16 protein-coding genes are annotated in these 15,824 nt (G+C 65.3%); 2 read left to right on the top strand and 14 right to left on the bottom strand.

Annotation, left to right across the window (positions count from 1 at the left end; all coding sequences use genetic code 11):
- The 14 genes from B9A11_RS09770 to B9A11_RS09835 all read right to left on the bottom strand — a co-directional run.
- Window positions 1–353, bottom strand: a 353-nt coding sequence (locus B9A11_RS09770; RefSeq protein WP_327442504.1) for a tetrahydrofolate dehydrogenase/cyclohydrolase catalytic domain-containing protein, incomplete at its 3' end; no start/stop codon positions are given.
- 230 nt (window positions 354–583) lie between these two features.
- Entirely contained in the window at window positions 584–2,260 is a 1,677-nt protein-coding gene (locus tag B9A11_RS09775) for a formate--tetrahydrofolate ligase (RefSeq protein WP_058247352.1), read from the bottom strand.
- A gap of 150 nt (window positions 2,261–2,410) precedes the next feature.
- Window positions 2,411–2,998 carry an MOSC domain-containing protein gene (locus B9A11_RS09780; RefSeq protein WP_058247353.1) on the bottom strand — a complete coding sequence of 196 codons (588 nt, stop codon included), beginning with the start codon at window positions 2,996–2,998 and terminating at the stop codon, window positions 2,411–2,413.
- A gap of 22 nt (window positions 2,999–3,020) precedes the next feature.
- Window positions 3,021–3,782: a methyltransferase domain-containing protein gene (locus B9A11_RS09785; RefSeq protein ID WP_058247354.1), complete on the bottom strand. Its 762-nt coding sequence runs from the start codon at window positions 3,780–3,782 to the stop codon at window positions 3,021–3,023.
- Window positions 3,783–3,873: 91 nt separating this feature from the next.
- Window positions 3,874–5,790 carry an ATP-dependent zinc metalloprotease FtsH gene (ftsH, locus tag B9A11_RS09790; protein ID WP_058247355.1) on the bottom strand — a complete coding sequence of 639 codons (1,917 nt, stop codon included), beginning with the start codon at window positions 5,788–5,790 and terminating at the stop codon, window positions 3,874–3,876.
- Window positions 5,791–5,867: 77 nt separating this feature from the next.
- Complete coding sequence (gene tilS / locus B9A11_RS09795; RefSeq protein ID WP_058247356.1) at window positions 5,868–7,142, bottom strand: tRNA lysidine(34) synthetase TilS; 1,275 nt, start codon at window positions 7,140–7,142, stop codon at window positions 5,868–5,870.
- Entirely contained in the window at window positions 7,133–7,945 is an 813-nt protein-coding gene (locus tag B9A11_RS09800; RefSeq protein WP_058247357.1) for a tetratricopeptide repeat protein, read from the bottom strand. The genes tilS and B9A11_RS09800 overlap by 10 nt, the downstream gene beginning before the upstream one ends.
- 4 nt (window positions 7,946–7,949) lie before the next feature.
- The gene (gene pal, locus B9A11_RS09805; RefSeq protein WP_058247358.1) at window positions 7,950–8,477 is read right to left on the bottom strand and encodes a peptidoglycan-associated lipoprotein Pal; all 528 of its coding nucleotides are present in this window, start codon (window positions 8,475–8,477) and stop codon (window positions 7,950–7,952) included.
- A gap of 70 nt (window positions 8,478–8,547) precedes the next feature.
- Window positions 8,548–9,867, bottom strand: coding sequence for a Tol-Pal system beta propeller repeat protein TolB (gene tolB / locus B9A11_RS09810; RefSeq protein ID WP_058247359.1), 1,320 nt, complete (start codon window positions 9,865–9,867; stop codon window positions 8,548–8,550).
- Window positions 9,868–10,021: 154 nt separating this feature from the next.
- Window positions 10,022–11,164: a hypothetical protein gene (locus tag B9A11_RS09815; protein WP_058247360.1), complete on the bottom strand. Its 1,143-nt coding sequence runs from the start codon at window positions 11,162–11,164 to the stop codon at window positions 10,022–10,024.
- A gap of 6 nt (window positions 11,165–11,170) precedes the next feature.
- Complete coding sequence (gene tolR / locus B9A11_RS09820; RefSeq protein ID WP_058247361.1) at window positions 11,171–11,647, bottom strand: protein TolR; 477 nt, start codon at window positions 11,645–11,647, stop codon at window positions 11,171–11,173.
- 3 nt (window positions 11,648–11,650) lie between these two features.
- Complete coding sequence (gene tolQ / locus B9A11_RS09825; RefSeq protein WP_058247362.1) at window positions 11,651–12,346, bottom strand: protein TolQ; 696 nt, start codon at window positions 12,344–12,346, stop codon at window positions 11,651–11,653.
- Between the two features lie 142 nt (window positions 12,347–12,488).
- Window positions 12,489–12,878, bottom strand: coding sequence for a tol-pal system-associated acyl-CoA thioesterase (gene ybgC / locus B9A11_RS09830; RefSeq protein ID WP_058247363.1), 390 nt, complete (start codon window positions 12,876–12,878; stop codon window positions 12,489–12,491).
- A gap of 75 nt (window positions 12,879–12,953) precedes the next feature.
- Window positions 12,954–13,250 carry an HNH endonuclease family protein gene (locus B9A11_RS09835; protein ID WP_058247364.1) on the bottom strand — a complete coding sequence of 99 codons (297 nt, stop codon included), beginning with the start codon at window positions 13,248–13,250 and terminating at the stop codon, window positions 12,954–12,956.
- Between the two features lie 78 nt (window positions 13,251–13,328).
- Here B9A11_RS09835 and B9A11_RS09840 point away from each other — a divergent pair, with 78 nt between their 5' ends.
- Window positions 13,329–14,651 (top strand): mechanosensitive ion channel family protein, encoded by a 1,323-nt coding sequence (locus B9A11_RS09840; RefSeq protein WP_058247365.1) that lies wholly within the window; start codon window positions 13,329–13,331, stop codon window positions 14,649–14,651.
- Window positions 14,648–15,817 carry a TIGR03862 family flavoprotein gene (locus B9A11_RS09845; protein WP_058247366.1) on the top strand — a complete coding sequence of 390 codons (1,170 nt, stop codon included), beginning with the start codon at window positions 14,648–14,650 and terminating at the stop codon, window positions 15,815–15,817. The genes B9A11_RS09840 and B9A11_RS09845 overlap by 4 nt, the downstream gene beginning before the upstream one ends.
- Window positions 15,818–15,824 lie beyond the last annotated feature (7 nt).

Below are 15,824 nucleotides of genomic sequence, written 5' to 3' on the forward strand. Positions count from 1 at the left end.
TTGGCCGGATCAATCGAGTTGATCACGAGGTCTTCGTTCAGGTGCTTGGGCAGGGGCAGCTGCACCAGGATGCCGTGCACCGCCGGGTCATTGTTCAGCTGGTCGATCAGCGCCAGCAGGTCCGCCTCGGAGGTGTCCGCGTCCAGCTTGTGCTCGTAAGAGTTCATGCCGACCTCGACGGTCTGCTTGCCCTTGGAGCGCACGTAAACCTGGCTCGCCGGGTCTTCGCCGACGAGGACAACCGCCAGACCCGGCGTGATCCCGTGCTCTTCCTTCAAGCGCGCCACATGGCCCGCCACCTTTTCGCGCACCGTGCCTGCAAACGCCTTGCCGTCGATAATCGTTGCGGTCATCCGTCCATCCCTTCCTTGCCAAGCCCCCGCACCAACAGCGCGCCAGGCCTTGGTCCATCAAGCCCCCAAAGCGCGGCGGCGCATCAGGGATCACCTGTCATACAAAACTCAACATCCCCCTAAACCGCGCGCGCTAACATTTCCATGGGGCGAACGCGGCCGGGGACGGTGGGCGGGGCGAATTCGCAGAAGAGCGCCGTCCCGCCGTTTCCGATCTTAGCCAAAATGGCTCAGAACAGACCTTCGATCAGGCCTTCGTCGTTCAGGTGGATGCTTTCCGCCGCCGGAACGCGCGGCAGACCCGGCATGGTCATGATCTCGCCGCAGACGACAACCACGAACCCCGCACCGGCGGACAGGCGCACCTCGCGCACCGGGATGTCAAAGCCGGTGGGCGCGCCGCGCTGGCCCGGATCGGTGCTGAACGAGTACTGGGTTTTCGCCATGCAGACCGGCAGGTTGCCGTAGCCTTGCGCTTCCCATTCCTTCAGCTGCGTGCGGATCTTGGCATCCATCACCACGTTGTCGGCGCGATAGATTTCCTTGCAGACCGTCTCAATCTTTTCGGCCAGCGGCATCTCGTCGGCGTAGAGCGGCGCATAGTTCGCCTCACCCGCTTCACAGATCTCGACAACCTTGCGCGCCGTCGCTTCGATGCCCGCGCCACCTTCGGCCCAGTGCTTGTTCACGATGGCTTCGACGCCAGCTTCGGCGCAATAGTCGATAACCGCCTGAACCTCGGCATCGGTATCGGCGTAGAAGTGGTTGATCCCGACAATCGCCGGCACACCGAACTTCTTCATGTTCTCGATGTGACGCCCAAGGTTCGGGCAACCCGCCTTGACCGCTTCGACGTTCTCGTTGTTCAGGTCCGCTTTGGCCACGCCGCCGTTCATCTTCATGGCGCGCACGGTGGCAACGATCACAACCGCGTCGGGCTTCAGGCCCGCTTTGCGGCACTTGATGTCCATGAACTTCTCAGCGCCCAGATCCGCGCCAAAGCCCGCTTCGGTCACAACGTAATCGGCCAGCTTCAGAGCGGTGGTCGTCGCGATGACAGAGTTACAGCCGTGCGCGATGTTGGCGAACGGGCCGCCGTGCACAAACGCCGGGTTGTTTTCCAGGGTCTGCACCAGGTTCGGCTGCATGGCGTCCTTGAGCAGGACGGTCATTGCGCCCTCGGCCTTGACGTCGCGGCAGAATACCGGGGACTTGTCGCGGCGGTAGCCGATAATCATGTCGCCCAGACGCTTTTCCAGATCCTTGAGGTCGGACGCGAGGCACAGGATCGCCATGACTTCGGACGCCACGGTGATGTCAAAGCCGTCTTCGCGGGCAAAGCCGTTGGCCACACCGCCAAGCGACGAGGTGATTTGGCGCAGCGAGCGGTCGTTCATGTCGACCACGCGGCGCCACGTCACGCGGCGGGTGTCCAGCTGCGCTTCGTTGCCCCAGTAGATGTGGTTGTCGATCATCGCCGACAGCAGCGAGTGCGCCGAGGTGATCGCGTGGAAGTCACCGGTGAAGTGGAGGTTCATTTCCTCCATCGGCACGACCTGCGCCATACCGCCGCCAGCGGCCCCGCCCTTCATGCCAAAGTTCGGCCCAAGCGACGCTTCGCGGATGCAGATCATCGCCTTTTTGCCGATCTTGTTCAGACCGTCGCCCAGACCCACGGTGGTGGTGGTCTTGCCTTCGCCCGCCGGGGTCGGGTTGATCGCGGTCACGAGGATCAGCTTGCCGTCCTTGCGATCCTGCACCGAGTCGATGAACCCTTGGCTGATCTTGGCTTTGTCATGGCCATAGGGCTGGAGGTGCTCATAGGCGATGTCCAGCTTTTCACCGATCTCTTTGATCGGCTGCTTCTTCGCCTCGCGGGCGATTTCGATGTCGGATTTAAAAGCCATGATGGAAAGGTTCCCGTTGGTGTCGCTATTGGGCTAACCGATAACGACCCGGGCAACGACACGTCACGGCAAATCCGACCTTTCAACGCGAACTTGCGGCGCTGGCCAAATCCCGAAACGCGCAAAATGCGCGCATCGGAAACTTCGTGCTCAAGATTCGGGCTGCCACGCGCGCTGGTCGGGGATGTGCAGCGTCAGGGTGTCGCCCACCGCCATGCGCCCTTCGCGCTCGACCCAGGCGGTCACGCCGCGGCGGCCCTCGGCGGCGGGTTTAAAGCCTTTGCCGTGGCCGGGGCTGGCCTTTTCGATGCTTTTGGCCGGGTACTGGCAGGGGCGGTTGTGCATGTCGACGGTCACGCTCGCCCCGTCCGGCCCTTGCAGGCGCGAGGACGGCGGCAGGTGGGTAAAGTCCGGCAACCCGCGCACCACCATGCTGGCCCCCAGCCGCGCCGGGTCGATGGCATCCACGCCGATCTCAGCCGCGATGGCGTCCAGCTCCTCTTGCGAGACGATGGTCAGCTGGCGCACGTTGCGGATGGGGGTGCCGGGTTCGTACTGCGCCTTGGTGCGCACGCAGGCCGCCCGCTCGCGCCCGCCATGGACCGACCCCGCGATCCCGTCAAAGCGCAGCTCCAGCGCGTCGCGCGTCTCAGACAGCAGCTCGGCGCGGTCGTCCGAGGTCACGATCCCCAGCCAGACGATTTCGGCGGTGTAGTCGGTGGGCTTCAAGGCAGGCATGATACGTCCTTTGCGAAATGCGCTATGCAACTTTAAGTGTTATGAACAAACGCCGGAACGGGAACAAGACCCGCCCGTCAGGACCGGCGGGATAGACCTTGGCGATGGCCTCTTCGTACAGGGCAATCAGGCGGGCCTGCTCGGCGGCGTCCAGTTTTTCCAGCACGGGGCGGGCATAGGTCGATTCGGTAAAGCGGCGGACGGGGTGGCCCGCGTCCACCCGATCGAGCACTTGATAGTACTCGGTCTCCCAGATCCGCAGATCACCCAAGCCCTCGAGCAGGTGGAAATAGGCGGCCGGCAGCAAAATGCCCGGCCCGTGATCATGGTCGACGCGGCCCGGAAACAGCTCTTCGGCCAGCTGCCGCCACAGGCGGTGCGAGGGCGCGTTGTTCTGGTGCGGCACCTGGATGGCCAGCGTCCCGCCGGGCTCGAGACCCGCCACCAGGCGGGGCAAGAGCGCCGCATGATCCGGCAGCCAATGTAGCGCCGCATTCGAGAAAATCAGCGCCGCAGGGCCGGTCCAATCGCTGATGTCCTGCGGGTGCAAGGCGTCATAGGCGTCGGTCTGCGCCGCCTCTTGCAGCATGGCGGCCGAGCTGTCGACGCCGATGATCCGACGATCGCCAAACCGCTGGCGCAGCGCCGGACCCACCGCGCCATTGCCGCAGCCCAGATCGACCACATCGCCCTCGGGCAGCGGCCCCACCTGCATCAGCAAGTCCAACGCAGGCCGCAGCCGCACCCCGGCAAAGCGCGCATAGTCCCTTGGGTTCCAGTCCATCTTTGCCCCCGACCCTCTGCCCCTGAAAAGCAATCAACCGGAGCTTACGCCCCGGTTGATCCCGTTTCAATTCAACAGTTTGGCTATGCCATCACGCAGACGGCTCCGGTTCCATCCCACTGTCCGAAGGCTTCGCCTTGGGCTTGGTCTTGGGGATGGCGGTCAGGCTGGGCTTATCCTCGGACGCGCCCGCGCCATCATCGTCGTCGTTCGACTGAGGGGGATCGCCGCGCATCACGCGCTCGATCTCTTCGCCGGTGAGGGTCTCATACTCCAGCAGACCCTGCGCGAGGCGTTCCCAGTCGTCGCGACGCTCGGTCAGGATCTGGAACGCGCGGTCATAGCCGTCCTGGACAAAGCGTTTGACCTCTTCCTCGATCAGCTCCTTGGTGTGCGCCGAGACGGACAGACCCGCGGTGTTGCCCGAGTAGCCCTCGGCCGCTTCGCGGTAGTCGATGTTGCCGACCTTGTCGGACATGCCCCACTGCAACACCATGGCCCGCGCCAGCGCAGATGCCTGTTGGATGTCGCCCGCCGGCCCGTTCGAGACGTTTTCCGCGCCGTACTTGATGATCTCGGCCGCCTTGCCCGCCATGGTCATGGCCAGCTTTTCCTCGCACTCGGATTTGTGCCAGTTCAGACGGTCGATTTCCGGCAGGGACACCACCATCCCCAGCGCGCCGCCGCGCGGGATGATCGTCGCCTTATAGACCGTGTCACACTGCGGCAGGGTCAGGCCAACAACGGCGTGGCCCGCTTCGTGATAGGCGGTCTTTTCCTTTTGGTCGTCGGTCAGGACCATGCTGCGGCGCTCGGCGCCCATCATGACCTTGTCCTTGGCCTGCTCAAAGTCTTCCATCGTAACAAAGCGCCGCCCCACGCGGGCCGCCATCAAGGCCGCCTCGTTCACGAGGTTCGCCAGCTCTGCGCCGGAAAAGCCCGGCGTGCCGCGCGCGATGATGCGCATGTCGACATCCGGCCCCAGCGAGGTCTTGCGGGCGTGCACGTTCAGGATCTTTTCGCGGCCCTTGATGTCGGGGTTCGGCACGGTCACCTGACGGTCGAAACGGCCCGGACGCAGCAGAGCCGGGTCCAGCACGTCGCGGCGGTTGGTGGCGGCGACGATGATCACACCTTCGTTCGCCTCGAAACCGTCCATCTCGACCAGCAGCTGGTTGAGCGTCTGTTCGCGTTCATCATTGCCACCGCCGTAACCTTGGCCACGGGCGCGGCCCACGGCGTCGATTTCGTCGATGAACACGATGCAGGGCGCGTTTTTCTTGGCCTGCTCGAACATGTCGCGCACGCGGCTCGCGCCGACACCCACGAACATTTCAACAAAGTCAGACCCGGAAATGGTGAAGAACGGCACACCGGCCTCGCCCGCAATGGCGCGCGCCAGCAGCGTTTTACCGGTGCCCGGAGGGCCCACCAGCAGCGCGCCCTTGGGGATCTTGCCGCCCAGACGCGAGAACTTCTGCGGGTTGCGCAGGAATTCCACGATTTCCTCGAGCTCTTCCTTGGCCTCGTCGATGCCCGCCACGTCGTCAAAGGTGACGCGGCCATGCTTTTCGGTCAGCAGCTTGGCCTTGGATTTGCCAAAGCCCATGGCCCCGCCTTTGCCGCCGCCTTGCATCCGGTTCATGAAGTAAATCCACACCCCGATCAGCAGCAGGAACGGCAGCAGCGACAGCAGGAAGGCCTGCACGCTGGATTGTTCCTGCGCTTCGGCAGTCACGGCCACGTCGTTTGCAAGAAGCAGGTTGGTGACTTCGGCGTCGGTCGGCTTGATCGTGACGTAATCCTGACCATCCGTGCCGCGATAGCGAATCTGTTCGCCATCCACGGTGACCGAGCTGACCTGGTTGCTTTCAACCGATTGAACGAATTCCGAGTAGCTGATCGCCCGGCTCTGATAGGTGGTGTCACCGTTCGTAAACAGGTTGAACAGCGCCAGGATCAGGAGAAACAGCACAACCCAGAAGGCGATATTTCGAGCATTGCCCAAGGGAAAACTCCTTTGACTGCGGAGCGGTCTCCGCGTTTTATGGGGTTGGCTGTAACATAGACATCCCCCGCCTCGGTTCAATGCGAAAGAAGAAATCGGGCAAAGCTGATTTCCCCTTGGCCCCGATGACGAAACGAAATGCCGTGGTTTTCGGCGTCCGTAAGGCCCGCGCAGGCGGTCAGGTGATCGCCTTGCCAGACCGACGGCCAAGCCAGCGCGACCCGGTGGCGCAGCCCCTCGCGGTGCTCCCTGGGCAGTTGGTCCCAGCCGTCTTGCCCCAGTGCACGCAGGGTGAAGCCCTTGAGGTCAGGCGCCTTTACCGTCCAGCTTGTGTCCCAGTTGGCCGTCTCGCTTGTATCGTCAACGGTGCCGCACATCTGCGCGACTGAGGCATACTCTCGGAAAATAGTTAACCGCCCGTTTACGAATTGCAGATCGCAGCCGTGAAGCGTCCCTGCCCCGCCGCTGGTGACGCGGCTGACCAAGGCGTCCAGCGGCGCGGCGCGTGGGCCATACTCCGCCCCTGCGACATAGCGCAGCGCGGCGTTCAGCAGGCGTCTTTGGGTGGCGACCTCGGTCTGAGCGGCCCAGTCGGGGTGCAGCGACAGCACCGGGCCGTCTTGCGCGCCAAAACGGTTCCAGATGTCGGCGGCGCGGGCGTTCAGCGCTGCGCGTTCGGCGCGCAGGTGTTCGGCGGTCTCGGCTAGCGTCTCGCGCGCAAACCCGTGGGTTTGCAGCAAAGGCAACAACGCGCGCATCCGGGCGCGCACGTAGGCCGGGTCGTCGTTGCTGGGATCGTCGACAAAGGGCGATTTCAGCACGGTCGCATAGTGGCGCAGCTCGGCGCGGGCCATGCCAAGGCAGGGGCGGACCAGCGTCATGCCACTGGCCAGCGCGCGCAAGGGCTGCATCGCCGACAGCCCGTCCAGCCCCGCCCCGCGCGCGAGGCGCATCAGAAAGGTCTCGGCCAGATCGTCGCGCGTGTGCGCCAGTAGGACGTGGGCGATCTGACCGCGCCACGCGTCGATCAGGCGCAGACGGGCGCGGCGGGCGGCATCCAGCTTGTTCCCCGTGCCGTCCCACCGCCAGCGCAAAATGGTATGCGGATGGCCCAGCAGCGCGCATTCTTCGGCGACCATCTGCGCCTCGGCGGCTGACTCAGGGCGCAAACCGTGATCCACCGTCACCACATGCAGGCGCACGCCCCACGCGCGCGTCCAGTTGTGCGCCAGCAGCAGCATCGCCATGCTGTCGCCGCCGCCCGACACGGCCAAAGCCACGTCAGACGGAAAAGAGGGGCCCAGAAGGCCCCCCATCGCATCCGCAAACCGCTTGTCCAGCGTCACTGGCATCCCAGCGCGGCGCGGCTGTCTTGGGCCTGCGCCACAAAGCCCGACTGCGGGTAGCGGCCCGCGACTTCGGACAGGGTCACGCAGGCCTCGGGGACAGAGCCAAGCTCGCCCAAGGACACACCCAAGCGCCACAGCGCCTCGGGGGCGATTTGGCTCTCGGGAAAGCCCGAGTAGGCGTTGAGGTAGCGGCGCGCCGCTTCGCGGGTGTCGCCGGTCAGGGCCAGCGCCTTGCCTTCGCCCACGAGGGCCGCCGCTTCGAGCGGACCCATGGGATAGGTCTCGCGGAATTGCGCGAACAGCAGCGCGGCGTGTTCCCCGTCGCCATCGGCCAAAGCCTTTTCCGCCGAGCGAAAATCGGCCTCTTCGCTGACGGCGAGCTCGCCGTCATAGGGCAGGCTGTCGGTGGCGGGGGCCACGGGTTGCGCCGCGTCAGGCGCGATTTCGCCGCCAAGGGGCAAGGACGCGCCCAAAGCGCCGATGTCGCAGCCGTCCTCCAGCTCGCAGATGCGGAATTCGAGATCGCCAAGACGGTTGGCCCCGTCCTGCGCCACCTGCCCGATGCGGAATTCCAGCTGCTCGGTCTTGGAGGTGATATACGCCAACTGGCCTTCGATGGCGTTGATCCGGTCCAGTTGAGAGCCGCCAACCGCCACGCCGCTGGCGCCGGTGGTGGACAGCTCTCGTTTGAGCTTTTGCAACTCGACCGTCAGCACGGCCAGATCCTGTTTCATATCCGCAAGCGTGTCCTGCGCGGGGGCCTGCCCCGCCAGAACGCACAGCACAAGGGCCAGAACGCGCGTCATCCGCTTACCCCGTCAGGCTGGAGGCCGAGATCACCGTCACGGCGCGGCGGTTCTTGGCGTAGCAGGATTCCTCGGAGCAGATCTCGATCGGGCGTTCCTTGCCGTAGGAGATGAACTTGAGGCGGCTCGACGGCACACCCTTGGACACGAGGTATTCCATGACCGAGTTGGCGCGGCGCGCGCCGAGCGCGAGGTTGTATTCGCGGGTGCCCTGCTCGTCGGCGTGGCCTTCGATGATCGCAAGGTAGTCCGAGTTGGTCAGCAGCCACTGCGCCTGACCGTCCAGCACGGTGCGGGCCTCGGGCGAGAGGGTCGACTGGTCTACGGCGAACAGCACGCGGTCGCCGACGCGCTGGGTGAAATAGGCGGTCGAGGTCGGGTCATCGACGCTGCCCGGCACGAAACCGGCGTTCGCGCCGCCCGCGTTGGGGCCAAGCGCCCCCGCGTCAGCGTTGTCGAACCGGTTGGGGTTGGTACAGGCAGCAAGCCCGAGGGCGGCCACCAGCAAAACAGCTTTGGTTGCGAGTTTCATAGGACTTCCTGCTCTGATCTTTGCCCCTGCTGTAACACGCAGAAAGGCAGTTGTGAATCGGGCGCGTGCATCATTGCAGCGGCCCCCAGCTGGGGTCGGACGCGCCTGCGGGGGTGCGCACCCGTTTCAGGTTGCGCCCCGAGATGTCGACGGAATACAGCGCGGTTGCGCCCTGCGCCCCTTGGGTTTCGCGCGAGAACATGATGACGCGGCCATTGGGCGCCCAGGTCGGGCCTTCGTCCAGGAAGGACGCGGTCAAGAGGCGCTCTTCGGAGCCGTTGGTGCGCATGACGCCGATGTGGAACCGGCCCGCGTTCTGCTTGGTAAAGGCGATCATATCGCCGCGCGGCGACCAGACCGGGGTGCCATAGCGCCCCTCGCCAAAGGAAATGCGCGTGCCCTCGCCGCCCATGGCGGGCATGATGTACAGCTGCTGGGTGCCGCTCTGGTCGCTTTCATAGACGATCTGCGTGCCGTCGGGCGAAAAGCTGGGCGCGGTTTCAATCGCCGGGCCAGAGGTCAGGCGGCGGGTCGCGCCGCTGGCCACGTCCATCGCCCAGATATCGGTGTTCGAGCCTTGGGTCAGCGAATAGACCACCATCGAGCCATCGGGGGAAAAGCGCGGGGCAAAACTCATGACGCCTTCGTTGGATTGCAGGATGCGGCTGTTCACGTCGCCAACGCTGAGGATGTGAATGCGCGGAAAGCCCGTCTCATAAGACGTATACAGCACCCGGCTGCCATCGGGGGAAAAGCGCGGGGCCAGCACGATGGACGAGCTGTCGGTCAGATACTGCACGTTCGCGCCGTCATAATCCATGATGGCAAGGCGCTTTTGCCGCTCGTTCTTTGGCCCGGTTTCAGAGACGAACACCACGCGGCTGTCGAAATAGGGGCTTTCGCCGGTCAGGCGGCTATAGACCTGATCCGCCACCTTATGCGCCAGACGCCGCCAGCCGTCCGAGGTCGAGGCGAACTGCATCCCCTGCCCCAGCTCGGTCCCGGCGAACACGTCCCAGACGCGGAACTTGACCACCACACGCCCCGAGGCATCAGCAGAGACCGCGCCGGTAATCAAGGCTTGGGCGTTGATCGCCTTCCAGTCGGCGAATTGCACCGGGGCGGCAAAGCTGCTGACGCGGCTGATATGCGCATCGCGCGGGATCTCGCGGAACAGGCCCGTGCCGATCAGGTCGTCGGCGACCACGCGGCTGAGCTCTTCGGCGTATTGCGCCCCTTCCGAGGTCTCGGCGACAAAGGTCGGCACCGCAAAGGGCATGGGTTCCACCACGCCTTCGGTGATCTCGATGCGCAAGGGCTGGGCCGAGGACAGCGCGGGGAAAAGCGCCAGAGTGAACGCCACAAGGACGGCGGCAAAGCGGTGGATCATCAAGGACCTCCCTTGGGGACTGCTCGGATCGGGGCGGCGGGTCTGCGCCCGCCCAACGGCACCATACGCAAGATTAACAAACCGCAAAACACCCCAGAGCGGGGTCAGCGGCGGGGAATTGCCGATCAAAGGCGTCATGTTTCACGTCTCGCGGTCATCGCAGGCGCATATCCTGAGGGTTAAAGGTCATCTCGACCTGTTTCCATTGGTCGTATTTGTCGGCGGGCAGGTCATAGCCGTTGGGCAACTGGCAGCGCAGCACGGCGCGGCGGGCGGCTTGGAACGCCGTCTCGGTGGCGGACGCATTGCCGCCATCGGCGCCGATCATCCGCACGGTGCCGTTCACGACCTTGCCGTCCTGGCCCAGCTCAAAGCCCACGGTGACGGTGACATTGGCGGCCTGAGAGCCGACGTCCACCTGCCAGCATTTCTGCACCGCAATGCGGAAGGCATCCCGCTCGCCGCCGGTCATCGGCGGGCCGTTCGGGGCGGCAGGCTCAGGCGTTCCCCCGGCCAAAGCTTCGGCCAGAGCCGCGGCGATGGCGTCATCTGCGGCCGATTGCGGGGCCTCGGGTTCCGGGTCGGGCTGAGCGGTTTGCGCCGGTTCCGCACGGGTCAGCTGCTGCGGGCGCGACTTGGGCCGCATCGAGGACGACGGCGCGCGGGCGGCGGCGGGCTCTTCGGCCTCGGTGACGATCTCGGTGGTGGTTTCCTCAGGCGCGGTCTGCTCGCGCGCCTCTTCGGCGACGTCCGGGCTTTCGGCGTCGGGATCGGCGGCTTGCTGGACCTCGTCAGCGATCACCGCGTCCGGCTCAGGCGGCGCGACGGGATCAGGGGCGACACGCGGGGCCGGGCGCGGCTTGGGCCGGACCGAGCTGATGGGCGCATTGGGAATGACCGCCGCGGGCGGCTCTGGCGTTGGCGGCTCTGGCGTTGGCAGAGGGTCCGGCGCGGGCGGTTCCGGCTGCGGGATCGGTTCGGGGTCCAGCTGGGGCTGCGGTTCGGGAATAGGCTCCGGTGCCGGGGTCGGCTCGGGCGCGGGTTCCGGTTCCTGCGCAGGGGTCGGTTCCGGCACGGGTTCAGGTTCCGGCGCGGGCGTAGGCACGGGCACCGGGTCCAAAGGCGTCTCAGCCTCGACCTCGGCGGGGCGGGACAGCGCGGCGAAGTCCTCTTCGGACAAGACGGTCACATCGGCCACCTGCATGTCAGGCGGCTCGGGCCGGAACACACCGCCCAAGAGCAAATACAGCAGCAGCGCCCCATGCGCCGCGCCAGAGATATACAGCCCACGGCTCACGATGATTTACTCGGTTCGGCCATCAAGCGCGGGGCCGCCCACGTCGGTCACAAGGCCAATCGACGAAAAGCCCCCGGCGTTCAGCGCGCCCATGATCTGCGCGACCTGCTCGTACGGGACAGTGCCATCGGCGCGCAGGTACACCCGGTCGTCGGCGCGTTCGGCGGCAATGGCGCGCAGGCGGTTCACCAGATCGTCGCGCGCGACCTCGGTCGTCTGGATCAAGACCGCGCCATCGGCGGAAATCGTCACGGTCAGCGGCTCTTCGGTTTCGGACGGCAGGGCTTGAGCGGCGGTTTTCGGCAGTTCCACCGGCACGCCCACCGTCAGCAAAGGGGCCGCGACCATAAAGATGATGAGCAACACCAGCATCACGTCGACAAACGGCGTGACGTTGATTTCCGACATGGGCTGCGCGCCGCTGCGGCGGCTGCGACGGCGGCGGCTGCCTCCTCCGCCCTTTTTCATGACACCCGCGCCCATGGATCAGGCGTCCAACTGGCGCGACAGGATGGTCGAGAATTCGTCGGCAAAGCTTTCGTAGCCGCCGATGATACGGTCGGCGTCGGCGCTGAGCTTGTTATAGAAAATCACCGCCGGGATCGCAGCCATGAGGCCAAGCCCGGTGGCCAGCAGCGCCTCGGCGATACCGGGGGCCACCACCACAAGCGAGGTGTTCTGCTGCGCGGCGATCTCGATAAAGGCGTTCATGATGCCGAACACCGTGCCGAACAGACCGATAAAGGGCGCGGTGGACCCAACCGTCGCCAGCACCGGCAAGCCCTTGAGAAGGCTCTCGGATTCCTTTTGGATGGCCACGTCCATGCTGCGGTCGATGCGCTGCTGGGCGTTGGCGATCAGCGCGCCGTCCTCGCGGTGCGAGCGGCGCCACTCGGTCATCCCGGCGGCAAAGACCCGTTCGGACCGGCCCTTTGGCTCTGGCCCCAGCGTGTCGAACAGCTCATCCAGCGGCTCGCCGGACCAAAAGGCTTGGTCAAAGCGCCGCGCCTCTCGGCGGGCATTGCGGTAGGACATCAGCTTGTCGATGATGATCGCCCAGGACCACACGGACGCCGCGATCAGCATCAACATCACGATCTTGACGGTCAGTGTCGCGCGCGCAAACAGCGCCCACATCGAAAAATCGATCGCCTGTGCGGCGGCCAGCGTTTCAGCTTCCATTGCTCTGCTCTTTCCTGTCGGCCCCTGTTTGCGAGGCTCTGATTAACGGCAGGTTTAGCTGATTTGCACGCGATTGGCTATCATATTGGCGTTATCGCGCCAAAATTGGCGCGGATCGGCGGACAAACGCGCAATTGCGCCCCTAGTGCACCTTTTGGCGCAGCTTGGCAGGCAGGCGCGACGGGTGGCCGTCCATCGTGGCGCAGACCGCCGTGACCTCCGCGCGAAACAGGATCTCTTCGCCGCGCAAGACCTCTTGGGTCATGATCAGGCGCACCCCGGTCATGGATTTGACCTGCGTGCGGACCTCTAGCTCGTCGTCGTATTTGGCGGGCGCGAGGTAGTCGCAGTCGATCTTGCGCACCACGAAAACGATACCCTCTTCGCGCATGGCGTTCTGGTCAAGCCCCTGTTCCTTGACCCATTCGGACCGCGCCCGTTCAATGAACTTGAGGTAATTGGCGTGGTAAACGATCCCCGCCATATCGGTGTCTTCGTAGTAGACGCGGACGGGAAAGCTGTAGGTCGTCATGGGCGCTCCATCGGGGCAATGGGAAATTCCTGAGCGGAGACAAACACATGGGCGCGCGCCCCGCAACCCAAGGCGTCACTTGCGCTTGCGCCGCCCGCCAGAGCTTCGGGCGTGGAAGGTCGGCGGGCGCTTGGCCACCCACGCCAAAAAGCCCTGCATGTCGGGATGCGCGCGCAAGGCATCCACGTCGTGCAGATCGCGGGCAAGCTCTGCCTCGGTAAAGCGGGCGTGGATTTCATTGTGGCAGATCTGGTGCAGGCGCACGGTGGGGCCGCCCTTGCCGCCTTTGAGCTTGGGGATCAGGTGATGCAGGCTTTGCTTGGCCTCGGGTGGGATCGGGCGCCCACACAGCGGGCAAATCGGGTCGGTCATGGCTTGTGCCTGCGGCGTGGTCTGGGCAAAAGTCTTGGGCAATCATCTGGCCCGCCACGCATAAGGATCAAGCCCGCGATGAATTTCGACCTCGCCTCGCAGCCGCAGTTTGTCCAGACGGCGGCGGGATACGCCCTGCAAGGCTGGGACGTGGCCAAGGGGTGGCTGCTGTCGCCCGCCGCCTGGTCGCAGTTCGGCCTGCTGGTGGCGGCGTTTCTGGCAGCGTGGCTGCTGACGCGGCGGCTGGGGCCGTGGCTGACGCGCGTCTTGACCCCGCCCGAAGACGCGCGCAGCCTGCTGGCGACGCTGCGCCGCTTTGTGCTGGTGTTCGTGGCGCTGCTGCTGCCGCTGCTGGCGTTTGGGTTCACCGCGATTGGCGAGCAAGCCACGCGCGCCATGTTCGGCTCTGGCGCGGTGATCGCCTTTGGCAAGCGGGTGTTCCTGTTCCTCGCCGCGCGCATCTTGGTGCGCGAGATCATCACCGACGGGTTCCTCAAGCTGCTGGGGCGCTTTATCCTGATCCCGGTCATGGCGTTGTACGCGCTGGGTCTGCTGGACGTGGCGACCGCGCGGCTGAACGAGATGACCGTGGCGCTGGGGAACATTGAATTCACCCTGATGGCGGTGATCCGTGGCCTCATCGCAGGCTCGATCCTGTTCTGGCTGGGGCGCTGGTCCAACGACCAGACCGGCGGCTACATCCAACGCCAGCAGGAAATGCCCCCCGCGACGCGGCAACTGGCGACCAAGGCCGCCGAGCTGACGATTTACGGCATCGCCTTTATCCTGCTGATGAACATCGTCGGCATCCCCCTGACCTCGCTGGCGGTGATCGGCGGCGCGGTCGGTGTGGGCATCGGCTTTGGCCTGCAACAGATCGCGTCGAACTATATCTCTGGCGTGATCTTGCTGCTCGAGGGCCAAGCCACCGTGGGCGACTATGTCGAGCTGGACAACGGCCTTGCCGGGACCATCGTGCAGACCACCGCGCGGGCGATGATCCTGGAAACCTTTGATGGCCGCTGGATCGTCGTCCCGAACGAGGATTTCATCACCACGCGGGTGATCAACTACTCTGACCAAGGCTCTTCGAACCGCTACGAGGTGCCGTTCCGCGTCAGCTATGACACCGACATCAACCAAATCCCCAAGATCATCGAAGCCGCCGTGGCCACCCACCCCGACGTGCTGTCCGACCCCTTCCCCCCCGATTGCGAGCTGCGCGCCTTTGGCGACAGCGGGGTGGAATTCGCGGTGGAGTTCTGGGTGAACGGGCTGGATGACGGGCGCAATCGCTACACCTCGGACGTGGGGTTCCTGATCTGGAACGCGCTGAAGGACAACGGGATACAGATCCCCTATCCGCAGCGCGTGGTGCACATGAAGCAGGCCGAGGCATGAGCCAAGCGGTTGTGATCGGCGGCGGCCCGGCGGGCCTGATGGCGGCGGATGCCTTGCTGTCGGCGGGGGTGCGCGTGACGCTGGTCGAGGCGAAACCCTCGGTGGCGCGCAAGTTCCTGATGGCGGGCAAGTCGGGCTTGAACCTGACCAAGATGGAGCCTTTGGACGCTGTATTGCGCGCATACGACAGCGCGGCTCTGGCCCCCATGGTGCGCGCCTTTGGGCCGACGCAGGTCAAGGCATGGGCCGAAGGTTTGAACCAAGAGACGTTCACCGGCTCCAGCGGGCGGCTGTTCCCAGTGGTGATGAAGGCCTCGCCCCTCTTGCGTGCATGGCTGGCGCGGCTGGATGGCATGGGCCTACGGGTGCTGACACGCTGGCGCTGGACGGGCTGGGCCGGCGAAGCATTGACGTTCGACACCCCGGACGGCGTGCAGGGTTTGCCAGCCGATGTGACGATCTTGGCGCTGGGAGGCGCGTCCTGGGCGCGGCTCGGCGCGGATGGGCAATGGGCCGACGTGCTGCGCGGAATCGGCGTGCCTTTGACACCTTTTCAGCCGTCGAACGCCGGGGTTGTGGTGCCTTGGTCGGCGCACATGACCAAACATTTCGGCCAGCCGCTGAAGAACGTGTCCTTCGCCGCCGGGACTTTGCGCAACCGGGGTGAAGCGGTCCTCTCGGCGCGCGGGATCGAAGGCGGCGGGGTCTACCCCCTCTGCCCGGCCCTGCGCGAGGGCCATGCGCTGAGCGTTGACCTGTTCCCCGATCTGGACGCCGCCGCGCTGACCGCGAAACTGTCGAAACCGCGCGGAAAACAGAGCCTTTCCAATCACTTGCGCAAAGCCCTGCGGCTGTCCCCCGCCACTATGGCTCTGGTCATGGAATGCGCCCGCCCCCTGCCCGGTGCGCCCGCCGCGCTGGCAACGCTGCTCAAAGCCCTGCCGATCCCCGCCACCGGCCTGCGCCCCATGGACGAGGCAATCTCGACCGCGGGCGGCGTGCCGTTCAGCGCGCTAAACGATGGCCTGATGCTGACCGCCCGTCCCGGCGTGTTTTGCGCGGGCGAAATGCTGGACTGGGACGCGCCGACGGGGGGCTACCTGCTGACCGGCTGCCTCGCGACGGGCCTGTGGGCCGGACAACACGCGGCGCGCTGGCTGGGATAGCGCTGGC

This window comes from Tropicibacter naphthalenivorans, assembly GCF_900176475.1.
Classification (GTDB): Bacteria; Pseudomonadota; Alphaproteobacteria; order Rhodobacterales; family Rhodobacteraceae; genus Tropicibacter; species Tropicibacter naphthalenivorans.